Below are 19,181 nucleotides of genomic sequence, written 5' to 3' on the forward strand. Positions count from 1 at the left end.
CGAAAATCAAGTAAAACAACGACTTCAAAAGGAAAAATATGACTCTCAAGCCACCCGTCCGAATCGCCGTTACCGGCGCGGCAGGCCAAATCGCCTACGCCACCCTCTTCCGTATCGCCGGCGGCATCATGCTCGGACGCGACCAACCCGTTATCCTGCAGTTGCTCGACCTGCCGCAGGCGCAACAGGCATTGCGCGGCGTGATTATGGAAATGCAGGATTGTGCCTTCCCGCTCCTTGCCGACATCTTCGCCACAGACGACCCCGAAGTCGCCTTCAAAGATGCCGACATCGCCCTCTTGATTGGTGCGCGCCCGCGTACCCAAGGCATGGAGCGCGCCGATTTGCTGCACGCCAATGGCGAAATTTTCAAAGTACAAGGCGCGGCGTTGAACAAAGTTGCCAATCGCAACGTTAAAGTCCTCGTCGTCGGCAACCCGGCCAATACCAACGCCTACATCGCCATGAAATCCGCACCCGACATCCCGCCGGAAAATTTCACCGCGCTGATGCGTCTCGACCACCATCGCGCCGTCAGCCAAATTGCCGAAAAAATCAACCGCCCGATTACTTCCATCGAGCAAATGTGCGTTTGGGGCAACCACAGCCCAACCATGTACGCCGACTACCGCTACGCCACCAGCAACGGCGAGTCCGTCCAAGACATGATTACCGAACCCGACTGGAATACCGAACTCTTCATGCCGAAAATCGCCGGACGCGGTGCCGCCATTATCGCTGCGCGCGGTTCATCATCTGCAGCCTCTGCCGCCAATGCCGCCATCTACCACCTGCGCGACTGGTTGCTTGGCAGCAGTGGCAAATGGATAACCATGGGCGTTCCATCCGATGGCTCTTACGGCATTCCCGAAGGTTTGATTTTCGGCTTCCCCGTCATTTGTGACGAAGGCAGCTACCGCATCGTCCAAGGCTTAGATTTGTCGGACGAATTCAGCCAAAAACGTATTGCCGCTACGCTGGCCGAATTGGAAGAAGAACGTTCAGCCATCCAGGATTTACTCTAAAACAAAGGCCGTCTGAAAACCAAATTTCAGACGGCCTAAATAATTAAATGCCCGTTCTACAATCATTTTTAAAAACTAGAATGGCACTCTTTGCCCTTGTTTATCTTTAAGATGCCATTGACCTGACGGTTTACAACCGCCACCACTACCGCCGACAGCATAATGATCACAATTCGGGTCAAGCCGTTTCCCTTGAGAATATGAGCCATTTGTCAAACCGTTCCCATCAAAGGAACTGCATGCGCCGATGAAAGCTACGCAAAACAGAACTAAAATTTTCTTAAACATTCACATTACCATTTTTTTGTGGAAGTAATACCAATCATAGAACTATGACTTTTGTTTTTTAATATAGTTCTTTAATTTTTGTTTTTTATGCAAATAATTAATAATGATATAAGATTGATTAGTAAGTTTTCTGCGTTTGAAAAAGGCCGTCTGAAATCAAATTTCAGACAACCTTTACCGTGCAGCCTTATTCCGCTACATCAATGCACAAATATTTCAGTTCCAAATATTCATCCGCACCATATTTGCTGCCTTCACGTCCCAAACCGCTGCGTTTCACGCCGCCAAACGGTGCCACTTCATTACTGATTAAGCCCGTATTGATGCCGACCATGCCGTATTCCAAGGCTTCGCCGACGCGCCACTGGCGGGCGGTATCAGTCGTATAAAGGTAAGCTGCCAGACCGTATTCCGTATTGTTCGCAGCCTCGATGACCTCGGCTTCGGTTTCAAAGCAGAACACGGGACACAACGGCCCGAAGGTTTCTTCGCGCGCCACCGCCATTTGTGCCGTTACGCCGCTTAAGACGGTCGGTTCGAAAAACGTTCCGCCCAACGCGCTGCGTTTGCCGCCGGTCAGGCAGACCGCGCCTTTTGAGAGCGCGTCGGCGATGTGCTGCTCGACTTTCTCCACCGCTTTTTCCTCAATCAGCGGCCCTTGGTTGACGCCTTCATCCAAGCCGTTGCCCAATTTGAGCGCGGCTACTTTTTCGCTTAATTTGCGGCAAAATTCGTCGTAAATGCCGGACTGAGCGTAAACGCGGTTGGTGCAGACGCAGGTCTGGCCGCTGTTACGGAACTTGCTGGCAAGCGCGCCTTCGACAGCTTTGTCCAAATCGGCATCGTCAAACACGATAAACGGCGCATTGCCGCCCAGTTCCAAGCTGAGTTTTTTAATGTCCGCCGCGCTGTCGGCAAAAATTTTCGCACCGACTTCGGTTGAGCCGGTAAAGCTGATTTTGCGCACGGTCGGATTTGTGGCAAATTCATGACTGATTTCCGAAGCGCTACCACTGACAACAGGCAACAAATCCTGTGGCACGCCCGCTTCATAAGCCAGTACGGCCAACGCATACGCACTCAAAGGCGTGAGCGATGCAGGTTTGACAATCATCGCGCAGCCCACTGCCAAAGCAGGCGCAGCCTTGCGTGCAATCATCGCAGATGGGAAATTCCACGGCGTAATCGCGGCGGTAACGCCGACAGGCTGTTTCAATACAACCAGTTTTTGCGACGCTTTCACACTCGTCAGCACATCGCCGTCAATCCGTCGCGCCTCTTCCGCAAACCAGCGCACAAACGAAGCCGCATAATCAATCTCGCCACGCGCCTCAGTCAGACTTTTACCCTGCTCCATCGTCATGATACGCGCCAGCTCTTCTTTATTTTCTTTAATCAAAAAATACCAACGCCACAACACATCAGCGCGTTCCAACGCAGTTTTTGCCGCCCATAATTTTTGTACCGCCTCCGCCTTTTGAATCAAAAGCTTCAGGCCGTCTGAATCAGTTTTACGGACAAACGCCAAAACCTCACCTGTTGCAGGGTTATCAACTCTAATGGCATCTGGAATCGGAGAAAAGGAAATATCGGGATGATTGAGCAAACGGGCAAAATCTTTCATGAGAAACGACCTTTCTAAAACCGAGGATATACGTTCATTATCATATTCATACCATGAAAGCGCAACTAAATCGCAAAATAAGCCAATAGCAAAGGCCGTCTGAATATCTTACAGACGGCCTTTGCTTTAGCTAAATCATATCTATCTTAATAACGAATGAAATACGATTATTAATACTCTACCTCAAAAGGATAAGACACATGTATTACAACAATTTGCTATAATACGAAATTCATCTCAACCCTCATCCAAAATTCCATTTTCAGACGGCCTTTGTCTGTTTATAAGGCCGTCTGAAATATTTTTCGTCCATCCTCTTCTGCCGAGCCATGATTCCATCTGATTTCATTGACGAGCTTTTGTCCAAAGTCGATATTGTCGATATTATCGACGAGCAGGTTCCGCTGAAGAAAGGTGGGGCGAACTATATGGCCTGCTGTCCGTTTCACAAGGAAAAAACGCCGTCGTTTTCGGTTAGCCCGACCAAGCAGTTTTACCATTGCTTCAGTTGCGGGGCTCATGGTTCGGCGATTGGTTTTGTGATGGAACATCAGGGGCTGTCGTTTCCGGAGGCGGTGCAGTTTTTGGCTGATCGCGTCGGTATGACGGTACCTAAAGTTCGCGGGCAGGAAGACAATCCCGAAATCCGTGCCGAACGTAAAAAAAAGCAACAAACTTTGGAAGAAACAACAGCGGCGGCAGCGGATTTTTATGCGCAACAATTGAAATTCAATCCGGCGGCGAAGGCTTATTTGGACAAGCGCGGCTTGAGTGCGGAAGTCATCGCGCATTATGGTTTGGGCTATGCGCCTGACGGTTGGCAACCTTTGGCACAAGTGTTCCAACCCTATCCGAATACTGCGTTGGTGGATACGGGCATGGTCATCGACAACGAAGGCAAACATTACGACCGCTTCCGTCATCGGATTATGTTCCCTATCCGTAATCCGCGTGGGCAGGTAATTGGTTTTGGCGGTAGGGTGTTGGACGACTCGAAACCGAAATATTTAAACTCGCCTGATACGCCTTTGTTCGACAAAGGGAAAAACCTTTACGGACTATATGAAGGGCGTGCCGCCGTAAAAGAGGCCGGACGGATTTTGGTGGTCGAAGGCTATATGGACGTGGTCGCGCTGGCACAGTTCGGCGTCGGCTATGGCGTAGCGGCTTTGGGTACGGCAACCACGGCGGAACACGTTAAAATCCTAATGCGTCAGGCAGACAGTATTTATTTTTGTTTTGATGGCGACAGCGCGGGACGTAAAGCGGCTTGGCGCGCGCTGGAAAATGCGTTGCCACAATTAAAAGACGATAAATCGCTGCATTTTTTATTCTTACCCGAAGAACACGACCCAGACAGCTACATCCGCGCCTATGGCAAGACCCAATTTGAAGATGCCTTGTTAAACCAAAGCAAGCCCCTATCCGAATACTTTTGGGAACATCTTTCAGACGGCCTCAACCTCAATACGCAAGAAGGCAAAGCAGAATTAGTCAAAACCAGTTCTCCGCTTTTGGCTCAGATTACTGCGCCGGCATTGGGCTATCTTCTGAAACAAAAACTCAGCGAACTGGTGGGCATTGACCCGGACAACCTCGCCCAGTTACTCGGACAAGAAGCGCCAAAGCGGCACGTCAAACAGAAAAGTTACAAACTGCCGCCTATTTCTGTCAAACAGCCAACCATGCTGACACTGGTTCAAAGACAGATACGTAGCCTCTTGATAAATCCGGCTTGGGCTTCATATATAGACCTGCCCGATTATCTGGCTTTAAGCGGCGACTTTGCCTGCCTTGCCAATTTGGCCGAAACCATCAAGCATCACGATACGACTCCAGCAACTGCACAAGTACTGGAATATATGCGCGGTTCGCCCTATGAGGAAACCGTCAATCAAATCTTTTTATCGACCCTTCATTCTGAAGAAATGGAAGGGGATAACGAAGAAGATTGCGAAAGTTTCCAAATCGGCATGAAAAAGTTGTTAAATGAATTAAAATACAGTCAAATCGAAACTTTAAAGCAAAAAAGTATTCAAACCGGTTTGACCGAAAATGAAAAAAGACTCTTGCTGTCACTTTTGACGGCAAAGCAAAACTAACCCCTCAGGCCGTCTGAACAATCTAAACACACGCTGCGAAACATGACACGCAGAACACTCCATCTGTAATATTTTCAGACGACATCAGAGTATTAAAGTGAAATCTGATTTCACAACAAAAAGCTCTGCTCCGCCTTCAGGTACGGCCACATCACCGTAAACCGTCGGCATCCTATCAACCTAGAGAGCAATCCATGTCTAAAAACCAAAACTACGAAGAATACCAAGACCAAGATGACAACCGTCCCTTGAGTATCGAAGAACAGCGCGCCCGTCTGCGTCAACTCATTATTATGGGTAAAGAACGCGGCTACATCACTTATTCCGAAATTAACGACGCGCTACCCGACGATATGTCCGACGCCGAGCAAATCGACAACATCGTCAGCATGATTTCCGGTTTGGGTATCCAGGTAACCGAGCAGGCTCCTGATGCTGAAGATATCCTCTTGAGCGACAATGCCGCCGCCATAACCGACGACGATGCCGTTGAAGAAGCCGAAGCAGCACTCTCCAGCGCAGATTCAGAATTCGGCCGCACAACCGACCCTGTGCGTATGTATATGCGTGAAATGGGCCAAGTCGATTTGTTGACACGCGAAGACGAAATCATCATCGCCAAAAAAATCGAAAATGCACTGAAAAACATGGTGCAGGCAATCTCCGCCTGCCCAGGTTCGATTGCCGAAATTCTGGCGTTGATCGAGCAAGTCCGCAACGATGAAATCCGTGTGGATGAAGTCGTTGAAGCCATCATCGACCCTAATGAAGTCTTATTGAACGAATTGGGCTTAGGTCACTTGGAAAATGCCAAACCAGATGACGAAGAAGGCGAAGCCGTTAGCGATGATGAAGATGGCGACGATGAAGATGAAGACGATTCAGGTAGTGACTCTGAAGCCATATCCGCCGCCCATTTGGCCGAACTGAAACAAAAAGTTTTGGAACACTTCGCCTTTATCGAGAGCGAATACGGCAAAATGATCAAGCAGTTGGAAAAACACGGTAGTCAGCACGCCAACTACCTGAAACACCGCGATGCCATTGCCAACAAACTGTTGGAAGTCCGTTTTGCCACACGTCAAATCGAAAACCTGAGTAGCAGCCTGCGCAGCCGCGTTGAAAACATCCGCAAACTCGAGCGTGAAATCCGCGACATCTGTATCGACCGCGTCCGCATGGAACGCGACTACTTCATCAAAAACTTCCTGCCCGCCATTACTGATTTGAAATGGGTAGAAGAAGAAGTAGCCAAAGGCCGTGTATGGGCAAACGCGTTGGATCGTTTCCGCCACGCCATCCTCGAAAAACAAACCGAGTTGGCAAATATGGAAGCCGAAACCCGCATTTCCATCGAAGAGTTGAAAGAAATCAACAAAAACATGGTGTTGAGTGAGAAAGAAACCTCAGCCGCCAAACAGGAAATGATTCAGGCTAACTTGCGTTTGGTTATTTCCATTGCCAAAAAATATACCAACCGCGGCTTGCAGTTCCTTGATTTGATTCAAGAAGGCAATATCGGTCTGATGAAAGCGGTGGACAAATTCGAATACCGCCGCGGCTACAAGTTCTCAACTTACGCCACATGGTGGATTCGTCAAGCGATTACCCGTTCTATCGCCGACCAAGCGCGTACCATCCGTATTCCGGTTCACATGATTGAAACCATCAACAAAATGAACCGTATCTCGCGCCAATACCTGCAAGAAACCGGTGAAGAGCCTGATTCTGCCAAACTGGCCGAGCTGATGGAAATGCCGGAAGACAAAATCCGCAAAATCATGAAAATCGCCAAAGAGCCGATTTCCATGGAAACGCCGATTGGCGATGATGACGATTCGCACTTGGGCGACTTCATCGAGGATGCCAACAACGTTGCGCCGGCAGAAGCTGCGATGTACACCAGCCTGCACGAAGTAACCAAAGAAATCCTCGAGAGCCTGACGCCGCGTGAAGCCAAAGTTTTGCGTATGCGTTTCGGTATCGATATGAATACCGACCACACTTTGGAAGAAGTCGGCAAACAATTTGACGTAACCCGTGAACGTATCCGTCAAATCGAAGCCAAGGCCCTGCGCAAGCTGCGCCACCCAACTCGTAGCGACCGCCTCCGCAGCTTCCTCGACAGCGAAGAAAACAAATCGTAAAAGTAAACCGCAGGTTGAAAGACCTGCGGTTTTTTATTGGAATACAAAAAGGCCGTCTGAAAACCAAATCTCAAAAGATTTAATGTTTTCAGACGGCCTTAAATTCATTTTGATAATTTATTCGGCCTCAGTGGTTTTCTTTTTCGGACGGCGACGACGACGTTTGGGTTTGCCATCAGTTGATCCACTTTGTTTCTGACGTTTGTGATCATTGGCCGCAGTCATTTGCTGGCGTGTTTCCTCATCGGCATGTTGGAAAGTTGTCCACCAAGAAGCCATCTCTTTATCAACCTCGCCAACCTCGCTACGTAAAATTAGGAAATCATAAGCGGCTCGGAAACGTGCTTGTGATAGCAGGCGATACGGGCGTGCGCCGCGCATATTGTCGAATTGCGGCTGAAATTGCCAGATTTCACGCATGGTCGCAGAAAATCGTTGCGGTACGCCCCAACCTTTCTCTACTGTATCACGCATCGTGTTCATCGCATCCATCAATGCTGGGACAGGTTTTTGTCCATAGCTTAGATTGCGTTGCCACATAGCATTTAGTGTCGGCCACAATACCGCCGCCAATACGAAACCAACGGAAACGGACTTATCCGCACGAATACGCTCGTCGGTATTTTTCAAGGCCAACATAATCATACGTTTGTCGGCCGCTTCGGCAGTTTTCAAGGCATCTAAAAGCGGATGGATGCCTTCGGGAATACCCAACTCGTTTAACCGTTTCAAACAGGCGCGGGAATGACCGGAAAACAGGATTTTCAGAATTTCATCAAAAAGACGGGCCACCGGCTCATTTTTCAGACGGCCTGCATATTCGGCAATCGGCAACGCCGTTTGCTCTTCCACTTCAAAGCCCAACTTGCCCGATAAACGTACGGCACGAAGAATACGGACAGGATCTTCCTGATAGCGTTCGGCAGGATCGCCTATCATCACCAATTTTTTATCAGCAACATCAGCCACACCCTGATGGAAGTCCCAAATCTCCTCTTTAATCGGGTCGTAATACAACGCATTACAAGTAAAGTCGCGGCGCATGGCATCTTCTTCAATGCTGCCGTAAGTATTGTCCTTCATAATGCGGCCTTGCGCATTTTGCTGAACCTTATCGCCACCACGGAACGTCGTGACTTCAATGGTTTCAGGGCCGATCATCACATGAACGATTTGGAAACGGCGGCCAATAATGCGACTGCGGCGGAATACTTTGCAGATTTGCTCCGGCGTGGCATCGGTTGCAATATCAAAGTCTTTGGGCTCGACCCCGAGCAACAAATCCCGAACGGCACCGCCCACAACATAAGCCTGAAAACCGGCTTCATGCAGGCGTTTGGCAATTTTCTCCGCGGCAAAGCTCAACATATCCGCGCGGATACCGTGTTGCTCAAGCGGGATAATTTCCTTTTCGGGCAACGATTTGACGTGTTTTTTAGGCAACACTTTATGCAGCCATTTTTTTAACATAAGCAGCTCTTTTCACAATAAAAAAGGCCGTCTGAAACTTGTCTGGCTTAAGCCTTTGCACAATATTCTGCCGCAGAAGGGGCAAAACATTGTGCAAAGGCTTCAGACGGCCTAAAAAAGACGTGCCATTATACCTTATGGAAGTTCGATTAATTAGCGTATTGGCAAAAAATATCGGCTATAATGACGGTCTGACAACGATTCAGGCAGAACATCATGTACCACTACAAATCCGAAGCTACCCAATTCCTCGACAAGCTCATGGAAGACAATCCCGAAATGGAAGCGCAACGCCTCGAAAACCGCCATTTGCTGTGGGATGTTACCCTCAATCCGACTGAACAGGCCGAATTTGAAGCGGCCAAAGTCAACAAAAAACCATACACCTACTATCAAGACTAATCCCGCATCGGCATGACGACCAACACGCACAATACCGATCCGGCATTACAACATTACCTCAACAGCATCGGTCAATCCGAACATCCCGTTTTGACCGCATTGCGCGAGCGTACCCAATCACATCGTCTGGGAAAGATGGCTATCGCCCAAGAGCAGGCAGCCATGTTAGTGTGGTTAGCCAAATTATTGAATGCCAAAAAATATTTGGAAGTTGGCGTCTTTACCGGTTACAGCAGCACCGCCATGGCGCTTGCCCTCCCCAAAGACGGCAAAATCACGGCTTGCGACATCAATATAACCTTTACCGATATTGCCCGCGAAACATGGCAGGCAGCAGGCGTAGCGCATAAAATCTCGCTTCATCTGCAACCGGCTTTGCTGACTTTGGACGATTTGATTGCGCAAGGAGAATCGGAAAGCTACGACTTGGCACTTATCGATGCCGACAAACCGCCTACGCCGCAATATTTTGAACGCTGTTTGCAACTGGTACGAAGCGGCGGCGTGATTGCCATCGACAATATCTTGTTGGGAGGACGCGTCATGAATGAAGCTGCCGAAAACGATCCGCCCAGCTTGGATATCCTGCGCCATTTCAACCAAAATCTGCCGCACGATACACGCATTATTCCCATTACCCTGCCTATCGGCGACGGTTTGACACTGCTACTAAAAAAATAAAACGACACAATCCGATGAAAACATTATCACATTCCCTGTTTCTTTTGCCGCTTACTCTATTGACCGCATCATGCGCCGTTTCCCATCCTCCCCAACCTGCCGACAATCCCAACTTTGTCCTGCCGGATATTCCGCGTGAGCCTTTACATGAGAAAAATATTCCTTATCCGCGTTTAGACGAACAAACCCAGATTGACCACTTAGGTATACAAATTGCCCGACTGGAACGTACGGTTGAAGAATTAAATCAACGCTTGCACACATTGGAACAACAACGAACCATCAAGCGTCCGACTACTTCGGCTTCCAACCCCAAAGCCCAGCGATTGGACGACCGCAAGCTAAAAATGAACTATTTGGCCAATGGTGGCAGCGTGCCGTCTGAAACAGACTCGGCTTCGCAAAACGAATTGCGCCTTTATAATCAGGCGCAAAAATACTATCAGCGCAATAACTTCTCTGCCGCAGTGGCCATTTTGAAAGAGGCTGACGGCGGCAACGGTAGCGAAATTGCCCGCCGCAATATGTATCTGCTTCTACAAAGCCAACAACGTCTGGGCAACTGCGAATCTGTTATCGAAATCGGCAACCGCTACGCCAACCGATTCCGCAACAGCCCGCAAGCTCCTGATGCCATGTACAGCATCGGCCAGTGCCAATACAAACTGCAACAAAAAGACATCGCCCGCAGCACATGGCGCAAACTGATACAAAGCTTCCCCAACAGCGAAGCGGCAAAACGCGCTTCCATCAGCATTAAACAAAGATAAACGTTCAGACGGCCTTGTCATCCCCAAGGCCGTCTGAATATTTTTTACCCTTAATCCATTTAAGCAAAAGGAACTCCTCATGATCCAAGTCGGCATTATTATGGGCAGCAACAGCGATTGGCCGGTGATGCAGCAGGCAGCACAATTTCTCAAAGAATTCGGCGTTGAATACGAAGCGCGTGTCGTCTCTGCACACCGTACACCTGATTTGATGTTTGGATACGCCGAAACCGCACGCGAACGCGGCATCAAAGCCATCATTGCCGGCGCAGGCGGCGCGGCGCATTTGCCGGGCATGGTCGCTGCCAAAACCACGGTTCCCGTCTTGGGCGTTCCCGTTCCCAGCAAATATCTGCGCGGCGAAGACTCCCTGCTTTCGATTGTGCAAATGCCCAAAGGCGTCCCTGTTGCTACATTTGCCATTGGCGAAGCCGGTGCAGCCAATGCAGCGCTGTTTGCCATTTCACTTTTGGCCAACGAAAACCCTGAATTGGCTGAAAAATTGGCCGCTTTCCGTGCCAAACAAGAACAAACCGTTCTAGCCATGGAATTGCCTGAAGCATAAGGAACTAAGGCCGTCTGAAAGTTGTAAAGAGAAAATTTGATTTCGTTTTACGATTGTTCAGACGGCCTTTTTTCTTTTATCAAATTGAATTAATGCCATGAAAACCCTAGCATTCGTCCTACTCTCCACCCTGCTTTGTGCCTGCCAAAGTCCAAGCACTTCTGCTCAATCAACTGCCACCCTATCTCAACAGCAAGCCCAAGATACAACCGGTAATCTGATTATCTTCTATGATGCCCAAATCGGTTCTGCGCCATTGCTAAAAGCAGTGAAAACCTCGGGCGCAACTTTGGTTTACGAATACAAAAACCTGAACAGCATTGCTATCCGTCCATCTTCTAAGACCAATATTGAAGATGCTATTGCCTATTTCAAGAAAGTAAACGGCGTATTGTCTGTCGAACGAGACCGACTGCTTAAACTTCAATAAACAAACTATTTTTTGACCAAATAAAAAAGGCCGTCTGAAACGCATCACTACGATTTCAGACGGCCTTTATTTTTCAATAAATCAAATCATGCCGCTACCTTGCGCTTTAGGCTTGGCTTGACCAAATTCCAATTTACTCAGTGCAGACAAATAAGCTTTGGCAGTCGCCACCAACACGTCGGTATCTGCGCCTTGACCGTTGACCACACGATCGCCACGTTGCAGGCGAACAGAAGTTTCACCTTGACTTTCGGTACCTTGCGTCACCGCGTTAACAGAGTAAATCTGCAAGGTCGCGCCACTTTGAGCCACGCTTTCAATGGCTTTAAAGATCGCGTCAACAGGGCCGGAACCGGTAGCGGTAGCGTGTTTTTCTTCGCCGCGAATACTGAACACGATATTGGCACGAGGCTCTTCACCAGTTTCAGTGCTGATTTTTTGAGAGATGAATTTGTAGCTTTCAGCATTCAGGCTGCCCATTTCATCAGACACCAAAGCGTGCAAGTCTTCATCAAAGATTTCGCGTTTCTTATCCGCCAGCTCTTTGAAGCGTGCGAATGCCGCATTCAACGCCTCTTCGCTTTCCAACTCGATGCCCAAATCTGCCAGCTTGGTTTTGAAAGCATTACGGCCGGACAATTTGCCCAAAGTCAAGCGGTTGGTTGACCAGCCGACTGATTCGGCAGTCATGATTTCATAGGTTTCAGGGTGTTTCAACACGCCGTCTTGGTGGATGCCTGATTCGTGCGCAAAGGCGTTTGCGCCGACTACTGCTTTGTTTGGCTGAATCGGATAGCCGGTGATAGTAGATACCAGTTTGGAAACCGGCACGATTTGCGTGGTATCGATGCCGGTTTCCAAGCCAAACAAATCATGACGCACTTTCAACGCCATCACGATTTCTTCAAGGCTGGCATTGCCTGCGCGTTCTCCCAAACCGTTGATGGTACATTCCACCTGACGCACACCTGCCTGAACAGCAGCTAATGAGTTAGCAACCGCCATACCCAAGTCATTATGGCAGTGGGTCGACCAAACTACTTTGTCGCCATTGGGAACGCTTTTGATGATGTTGCTGATACGCTCGTACCATACGGAAGGGATGGAGTAGCCGACAGTATCAGGAATGTTGATAGTAGTCGCCCCCGCTTCGATAACCGCCGTAAAGATTTTGGCAAGGAAGTCCAAATCCGAACGCACTGCGTCTTCGGCAGAAAACTCCACATCGTCAGTGTATTCTTTGGCAATTTTCACCGCTTTGACCGCCGCATCGATGACCTGCTGCGGCTTCATTTTCAGTTTGTGCTCCATATGGATGGGGCTGGTGGCAATGAAGGTATGGATGCGTTTTTTCGGAGCGGGGGAAACGGCTTCGCCTGCCTTACGCACATCGTTTTCAACGGCACGCGCCAATGAGCAAACTGTAGATTTGGTAATGATTTTGGCAATCGCATTAACCGATTCAAAATCGCCCGGACTGGCTGCTGCAAAACCTGCCTCAATCACATCGACACCCATCTTTTCCAACTGGCGGGCAATACGGATTTTCTCCTCTTTGGTCATGGATGCACCGGGCGACTGCTCGCCATCGCGCATGGTAGTGTCAAAAATAATTACACGATTGGTCTGTGTCATTTCTGTTCTCTCCAGAGATTCGTTTTTTTGTAAAAAAGCATTCAAATCAAGCGGTCTGCCTTGCGCTTCCGCCAAAGCAGTCAGTTTTTGCAACTGAGCCAGAGGCAGGGAACCGCGTGTACGCCATTTGTAGATAGCCGCTGTGGTTGCAGCATTTTCCGGGTCGTGCTGTTTCAGGGCTTCGGCCAGCGCGTTTACGCCGCCAAAATAGGCAACCAAACGGTCAATGTCTAATTGCATGATGTTCCTTGTCCAAATCTGATTAAGATTATTGTGTTCTAGTTTTGCATTATACTCATTTTAGACAAAACGACAATCTATTTTTATCAAAATATTGGTATAAATTTTGAAAATTGAGAAATTTTTATACATTTTGTCTAATTTAGGCTATTAAAAGCTCCTCTCAAACCGAATACACCCTAAATATAGTAAACTAATCCCCTATTTCCCCGATTTGAAACACATTATGCCCCACACCATCCCAACCAACCGCTCCGACATCGAATGGCGCAACGAAAGCACACAAAAGCCGCCCAAGCAGGCGGTTTACATACAAGAAGCAGGCGCTGCAGAAATTTTAAAAAATGCCCACGCACAAACTGCAACTGTTTGGACTGGCGATTTTCACAATGCCAAACAAGTCTTGGCCGCAATGAAAAAACGTATCCGCAGGCCGTCTGAAAAAAAGAAAGACACGCCTACCGATATTCAGACGGCCTTTCACGCCCACCGTATGAAACAGGCTCAGCAAAGCCGTTTGCTCAATATGCTTGCCGTTGAAATCCAACCGAATTTTCAACTGGACAATGCACGCGCACCCGACATCTACGCCGCCCTGTACGATGTTTACGACACACCAAACGACAAACCGTTTCTCTTACCGCTGAATCAATTACTGGGTTTTATCGGTGCACACGAGTGGCACAAAAAAGGCATAGACATTCCACAGCTAGACGGAAAAATCCATGTTCCTTTCGGCGTATTCTCTCCACTGCGTGGCGAATATTTGGATTTAATCGCCCAAGCACCACTCGCTCCCAATATTCAGACGGCCTTTGACATCGGCACCGGCTCAGGTGTTATTGCCGCAATTTTGGCCAAGCGAGGTATACCCGACATCATTGCCACAGACACCAACCCCAAAGCAATTACCTGCGCCACAGCAAACCTCGAACGCCTAAGCTTGAATAAAGCCGTCAACATCCAATCGATTGATTTATTTCCAGAAAGTTGCGCCGACCTTATCGTCTGCAATCCGCCTTGGCTGCCGGCAAAACCGACCTCCGCTATTGAGACCGCCCTTTACGACCCCAATCATGCCATGCTGACTGCATTCCTCAACGGCGTACGCAAGCACTTAAATCCAAACGGCGAAGCTTGGCTGATTATTTCCGACTTGGCAGAACACTTGCATTTGCGCGATAAAGACTTTCTAAACCAATGCTTTCAGACGGCCTCACTCAATGTAGTCGATATTTTGAAAACCAAACCGCAACACAAAAAAGCAATAGATGAATCCGATCCTTTGGCGTTTGCCAGAAACAAGGAAACTACTTATCTATACCGTTTGAAAACGATATAAAATCAAGGCCGTCTGAACATTCAGACGGCCTTTAAGTATTTCCATAAAAGAAAACGGCATATCCGTAAAGATATGCCGTTGATGGGAGCAGGGACTGCTATATTTGGCAGTGGTTTGTGTTTTAGTCCTCTTGCGCCGCTGTTTGCAGGTAGTTTGGCAAACCAACTTTGCCAATCAATTCCTGCTGAGTTTCAAGCCAGTCGATGTGTTCTTCGTTGATGTCTTTTTGTTTTTCCAACAAATCACGGCTGACATAGTCTTGTTGCTCTTCTGCAAGAGCGATGGCTGCAACCAGAGCATCATGTTTTTCATACTCTTTTTTCAGATCGCAGGCAATGATTTCTTCGGTAGATTCACCGATCAACAGTTTACCCAACTCTTGCAGATTAGGCAGGCCTTCCAAGAATAAAATACGCTCGATCAAATCGTCTGCGGATTTCATTTCACGGATGGACTGTTTGAAGAAATGTTCGCCCAATTCTTCAAAGCCCCAGTTTTTCAAAATGCGGGCATGCAGGAAGTATTGGTTGATGGTAACCAAAAGCAAGCCCAAGTTTTTGTTCAGCTCGCGAATAACTAAGCGATCGCCTTTCATATTCAGCTCCTTATATGTTATACGCTAGATTACAGTTGGCTTTGGTAGTAGTTGCCTTCGCCGACCAATTCGATCAGACGCAGTTGTTGTTCCAACCAGTGAGCGTGATCTTCTTCAGTGTCTTTCAGTTGGGCAACCATCAAATCGCGGGTAACGTAGTCTTGAGCTTCTTCGCACAATTTGATGCCTTTTTTCAACGCATCGCGTACTTCGTATTCAGTGTTCAAGTCTGCTTTCAGACAAGAGATTACGTCAGTACCGATGTTCAGTTCGGCACGAGTCATTTTAGGAGTACCGCCCAACATCAGGATACGACGGATGAAGTCTTCGGCGTGAGTGGTTTCTTCTTCCATCTCGTGGTTCAAACGTTCGAACAGTTTGGTGTAACCCCATTCAGAGTACATGCGAGAGTGGATAAAATATTGGTCGCGAGCAGCCAACTCGCCAGACAATAATTCGTTCATGTAATCAATAACTGCTTGGTTGCCTTGCATAATTCTTTCTCTTTCTTTTAAAAGTTGACGATCACGAAATGAAGATTCGTGTGTTGTTATGGAATGAGGTAATTGTATGCATAAGTAGCACTTTTGACAAATTTTCTATTTAAAATACAAACAATTATCAAAAAATTTAACCCGTCTAAAAGGCCGTCTGAAAAATTAACTCCCTGTTTTTAATAACAATTTTTTGACATTGGTATTAAGAATCCATTGCATCATTCAAAAACATTTACATTCGTTAACCATAAATAAAAGCAAATAATCCAACAAAATCAATCAAATTTAATTATGAATTATTCTCAACTGCTTTTGCCTCATTTTTTTTGAATCTTCTGCTCCGTCAACATTTAGGAATCGTGTTATAATTACCAGTTATCTTTTTTTTAAGCACCTAGCTGAAACACATAAATCATCATGAAACAAATCCGCAATATTGCCATCATCGCCCACGTCGACCATGGCAAAACCACATTAGTTGACCAATTGCTGCGTCAGTCCGGTACATTCCGTTCCAACCAGCAAGTAGAAGAGCGCGTAATGGACAGCAACGATCTTGAAAAAGAACGCGGCATTACCATTCTCGCTAAAAATACCGCCATCGAATACGAAGGCTACCACATCAACATCGTAGATACCCCGGGACACGCCGATTTTGGTGGCGAAGTGGAACGTGTATTGGGCATGGTTGACTGCGTCGTACTGTTGGTTGACGCACAAGAAGGCCCTATGCCGCAAACCCGTTTCGTGACCAAAAAAGCCTTGGCTTTGGGTCTGAAACCTATCGTTGTCATCAACAAAATCGACAAACCGTCTGCCCGTCCAAGCTGGGTTATCGACCAAACATTCGAATTGTTCGACAACTTGGGCGCAACCGACGAACAATTGGACTTCCCTATCGTCTATGCTTCAGGTCTGTCCGGCTTTGCCAAATTGGATGAAAACGACGAGAGCAGCGATATGCGCCCTCTGTTCGAGACCATTTTGAAATACACGCCTCCTCCAAGCGGTAACGCAGACGCAACGCTGCAACTTCAAATTTCCCAACTGGACTACGACAACTACACCGGCCGCCTTGGTATCGGCCGCATCCTGAACGGCCGCATCAAACCCGGCCAAGTCGTTGCCGTCATGAATCATGAAGAACAAGTTGCCCAGGGCCGTATCAACCAACTGTTAGGTTTCCAAGGCTTGGAACGCGTACCTTTGGAAGAAGCCGAAGCCGGCGACATCGTGATTATTTCCGGTATCGAAGACATCGGTATCGGCGTAACCATTACCGACAAAGACAATCCTAAAGGCTTACCTATGTTGAGTGTGGACGAGCCGACCCTGACCATGGACTTTATGGTCAACACTTCTCCTTTGGCCGGTACTGAAGGCAAATTCGTGACTTCTCGCCAAATCCGCGACCGTCTGCAAAAAGAATTGCTGACCAACGTTGCCCTGCGTGTTGAAGATACTGCCGACGCTGATGTATTCCGCGTTTCCGGCCGTGGCGAATTGCACCTGACCATTTTGTTGGAAAACATGCGCCGCGAAGGCTTTGAATTGGCAGTCGGCAAACCGCGCGTGGTATTCCGTGAAATCAATGGTCAAAAATGCGAGCCTTACGAAAATCTGACCGTGGACGTACCTGATGAAAACCAAGGTGCCGTTATGGAAGAGCTTGGCCGCCGCCGTGGCGAATTGACCAATATGGAAAGCGACGGCAATGGCCGTACCCGCTTGGAGTACCACATTCCAGCACGAGGCCTGATCGGTTTCCAAGGCGAATTCCTGACCTTGACCCGCGGTACTGGCTTGATGAGCCACGTTTTTGACGACTACGCACCGGTTAAACCCGATATGCCCGGCCGTCACAACGGCGTACTGGTTTCTCAAGAGCAAGGTGAAGCCGTTGCTTACGCCCTGTGGAACTTGGAAGACCGCGGCCGTATGTTCGTTTCTCCAAACGATAAAGTCTACGAAGGCATGATTATTGGTATTCACAGCCGCGACAACGACTTGGTGGTAAACCCTCTGAAAGGTAAAAAACTGACCAACGTCCGTGCCAGCGGTACAGATGAAGCCGTGCGCCTGACTACGCCAATCAAATTGACTTTGGAAGGTGCGGTTGAGTTCATCGACGATGACGAACTGGTTGAAATTACGCCACAATCCATCCGCCTGCGTAAACGTTATCTGAGCGAATTGGAACGTCGCCGTCATTTCAAAAAACTGGACTAATTCTGTTTGATTGATACGTTTTAAAATTAAGGCCGTCTGAAAAGTGTTTCGGAAATCTTAGATTTCATTTTTACACTTTCAGACGGCCTTTTATCATCTGTTCAAATAAAGTAAATCGGCATTTCTTCCGCTTGTACTGCCGCTTCATCAGTACGATCATTCTTACGATATTGTCCCGGCGATATCCCATATTGCTTTTTAAATGCCTTGCCAAAATGCGTTTCCGATTGAAAACCCACCGAGAGCGCAACCGATAAAACCGAATCCGCCGTCTGTTTCAACAATAATGCCCCCTGTTGCAAGCGGATACTGTTAACAAAGGCGTGCGGGCTTGTTCCTGTCTGCTGCTTAAATACCCGCATTAACTGGGCGCGAGATAAGTTGGCAATCGCGGTCATTTTCTCGATATTCCATTCTTCTTCCGGCTTATCCACTACTGCCTGAAGCAGATTCCGCAAGCGTTTATCCTGCCAACCATTCAGCAAACCGCTTAATTGCGCTTCCCCATTTTTCTCCAGGCTGGCTCGAAGTAGAAATACCAACAACACCGAAGCCAATGCATTCACAACCGCTACCGAGCCGGACAAAGCCTGACCGCTCTCATATTGCAACAATGCCACCAAATACTGCAAAGATGGATGGTTGATATTCAGCAAAACCATATCAGGCAGCCCTGCCATAATATCCGCCTGCGCTTCATATTCAAACCGCGCGCAGAAAAGATGCAAAGCCGCATTGCCTCCTGCATGACTCTGCTTGACTTTAAATGCGCCTTTTTCACTCGTCAGCACGTTGACGCCAAGATTTTCACAACTGCTGTCACTGCTCAAAGTATGCCCTACGCTGCGCGGGAAAAAAATGATATCCCCCGCACTCAGCAGCCTGGCCTCTTGCTCCCCATCAATTCGGATATAACCCGAACCGGCAGTTACGATATGCACCAAACCATGCGCGCGCTTTGGTTCATGCCGCACATACCACTCCCCACGAAACAGACATTGAACATCCACGCTGCCTTTTACCTGCGCCAATTCGACTAGCCTATCCAAAATATCCATAGTGTTTTTTACCAATAAATGAGATGTTTTGACGATTAAAATCTTCCAATTATTGCAATAATACACACACCAAACACAAAC

17 protein-coding genes are annotated in these 19,181 nt (G+C 48.0%); 10 read left to right on the forward strand and 7 right to left on the reverse strand.

Translation table 11 applies throughout. The features are described from left to right. Window positions 1–38 precede the first annotated feature (38 nt). Entirely contained in the window at window positions 39–1,025 is a 987-nt protein-coding gene (locus tag ACTHS8_RS00340) for a malate dehydrogenase (protein ID WP_440372654.1), read from the forward strand. Window positions 1,026–1,093: 68 nt separating this feature from the next. Here ACTHS8_RS00340 and ACTHS8_RS00345 read toward each other — a convergent pair whose 3' ends face one another. Both ACTHS8_RS00345 and ACTHS8_RS00350 read right to left on the reverse strand, forming a co-directional pair. Beyond that, entirely contained in the window at window positions 1,094–1,234 is a 141-nt protein-coding gene (locus ACTHS8_RS00345; protein WP_314590076.1) for a hypothetical protein, read from the reverse strand. A 266-nt stretch (window positions 1,235–1,500) separates the two neighbouring features. Beyond that, on the reverse strand, window positions 1,501–2,937 hold the full coding sequence (locus ACTHS8_RS00350; protein WP_314590079.1) for an NAD-dependent succinate-semialdehyde dehydrogenase: 1,437 nt from the start codon (window positions 2,935–2,937) through the stop codon (window positions 1,501–1,503). Between the two features lie 329 nt (window positions 2,938–3,266). Between ACTHS8_RS00350 and dnaG the strand changes: the two genes are divergently transcribed. Next, window positions 3,267–5,039, forward strand: a complete 1,773-nt coding sequence (gene dnaG / locus ACTHS8_RS00355) for a DNA primase (protein ID WP_107723327.1) — start codon at window positions 3,267–3,269, stop codon at window positions 5,037–5,039. 194 nt (window positions 5,040–5,233) lie between these two features. Next, window positions 5,234–7,186 (forward strand): RNA polymerase sigma factor RpoD, encoded by a 1,953-nt coding sequence (rpoD, locus tag ACTHS8_RS00360; protein ID WP_440372655.1) that lies wholly within the window; start codon window positions 5,234–5,236, stop codon window positions 7,184–7,186. Window positions 7,187–7,303: 117 nt separating this feature from the next. Here rpoD and ACTHS8_RS00365 read toward each other — a convergent pair whose 3' ends face one another. Then, window positions 7,304–8,656, reverse strand: coding sequence for a polynucleotide adenylyltransferase PcnB (locus tag ACTHS8_RS00365; protein WP_440372656.1), 1,353 nt, complete (start codon window positions 8,654–8,656; stop codon window positions 7,304–7,306). 216 nt (window positions 8,657–8,872) lie between these two features. Between ACTHS8_RS00365 and ACTHS8_RS00370 the strand changes: the two genes are divergently transcribed. The 5 genes from ACTHS8_RS00370 to ACTHS8_RS00390 all read left to right on the forward strand — a co-directional run bounded on the left by ACTHS8_RS00370 (window position 8,873) and on the right by ACTHS8_RS00390 (window position 11,504). Then, window positions 8,873–9,058: a DUF3460 family protein gene (locus ACTHS8_RS00370; RefSeq protein ID WP_003680728.1), complete on the forward strand. Its 186-nt coding sequence runs from the start codon at window positions 8,873–8,875 to the stop codon at window positions 9,056–9,058. Between the two features lie 12 nt (window positions 9,059–9,070). Continuing rightward, a complete protein-coding gene (locus tag ACTHS8_RS00375) occupies window positions 9,071–9,739 on the forward strand; it encodes a class I SAM-dependent methyltransferase (protein ID WP_440372657.1) in 669 nt (222 codons plus the stop codon). 14 nt (window positions 9,740–9,753) lie between these two features. Next, window positions 9,754–10,509, forward strand: a complete 756-nt coding sequence (locus ACTHS8_RS00380) for a tetratricopeptide repeat protein (protein WP_063075907.1) — start codon at window positions 9,754–9,756, stop codon at window positions 10,507–10,509. Between the two features lie 79 nt (window positions 10,510–10,588). Next, the gene (gene purE, locus ACTHS8_RS00385; protein ID WP_063075811.1) at window positions 10,589–11,074 is read left to right on the forward strand and encodes a 5-(carboxyamino)imidazole ribonucleotide mutase; all 486 of its coding nucleotides are present in this window, start codon (window positions 10,589–10,591) and stop codon (window positions 11,072–11,074) included. Window positions 11,075–11,171: 97 nt separating this feature from the next. Continuing rightward, entirely contained in the window at window positions 11,172–11,504 is a 333-nt protein-coding gene (locus ACTHS8_RS00390) for a hypothetical protein (protein WP_063075812.1), read from the forward strand. 81 nt (window positions 11,505–11,585) lie between these two features. Here the strand turns inward: ACTHS8_RS00390 and ACTHS8_RS00395 are convergent, their stop codons facing one another. Beyond that, the gene (locus ACTHS8_RS00395) at window positions 11,586–13,379 is read right to left on the reverse strand and encodes a 2-isopropylmalate synthase (protein WP_250590039.1); all 1,794 of its coding nucleotides are present in this window, start codon (window positions 13,377–13,379) and stop codon (window positions 11,586–11,588) included. A gap of 226 nt (window positions 13,380–13,605) precedes the next feature. On the opposite strand from ACTHS8_RS00395, the gene ACTHS8_RS00400 reads away from it, so the two are divergent. Beyond that, window positions 13,606–14,721: a methyltransferase gene (locus ACTHS8_RS00400; RefSeq protein WP_440372658.1), complete on the forward strand. Its 1,116-nt coding sequence runs from the start codon at window positions 13,606–13,608 to the stop codon at window positions 14,719–14,721. A 121-nt stretch (window positions 14,722–14,842) separates the two neighbouring features. Here ACTHS8_RS00400 and bfr (ACTHS8_RS00405) read toward each other — a convergent pair whose 3' ends face one another. Together bfr (ACTHS8_RS00405) and bfr (ACTHS8_RS00410) are read right to left on the reverse strand one after the other, a co-directional pair. Continuing rightward, the gene (bfr, locus tag ACTHS8_RS00405) at window positions 14,843–15,316 is read right to left on the reverse strand and encodes a bacterioferritin (protein WP_003686403.1); all 474 of its coding nucleotides are present in this window, start codon (window positions 15,314–15,316) and stop codon (window positions 14,843–14,845) included. 29 nt (window positions 15,317–15,345) lie between these two features. Then, complete coding sequence (gene bfr, locus ACTHS8_RS00410) at window positions 15,346–15,810, reverse strand: bacterioferritin (RefSeq protein ID WP_003686357.1); 465 nt, start codon at window positions 15,808–15,810, stop codon at window positions 15,346–15,348. Between the two features lie 420 nt (window positions 15,811–16,230). On the opposite strand from bfr (ACTHS8_RS00410), the gene typA reads away from it, so the two are divergent. Continuing rightward, entirely contained in the window at window positions 16,231–18,042 is a 1,812-nt protein-coding gene (gene typA / locus ACTHS8_RS00415) for a translational GTPase TypA (protein WP_440372659.1), read from the forward strand. Window positions 18,043–18,143: 101 nt separating this feature from the next. Here the strand turns inward: typA and ACTHS8_RS00420 are convergent, their stop codons facing one another. Then, entirely contained in the window at window positions 18,144–19,100 is a 957-nt protein-coding gene (locus tag ACTHS8_RS00420; protein ID WP_440372660.1) for a cupin domain-containing protein, read from the reverse strand. Window positions 19,101–19,181: the final 81 nt, after the last annotated feature.

Origin of the sequence: Neisseria sp. P0016.S008, from assembly GCF_051957775.1 — a bacterium.
GTDB lineage: Bacteria > Pseudomonadota > Gammaproteobacteria > Burkholderiales > Neisseriaceae > Neisseria > Neisseria flavescens_B.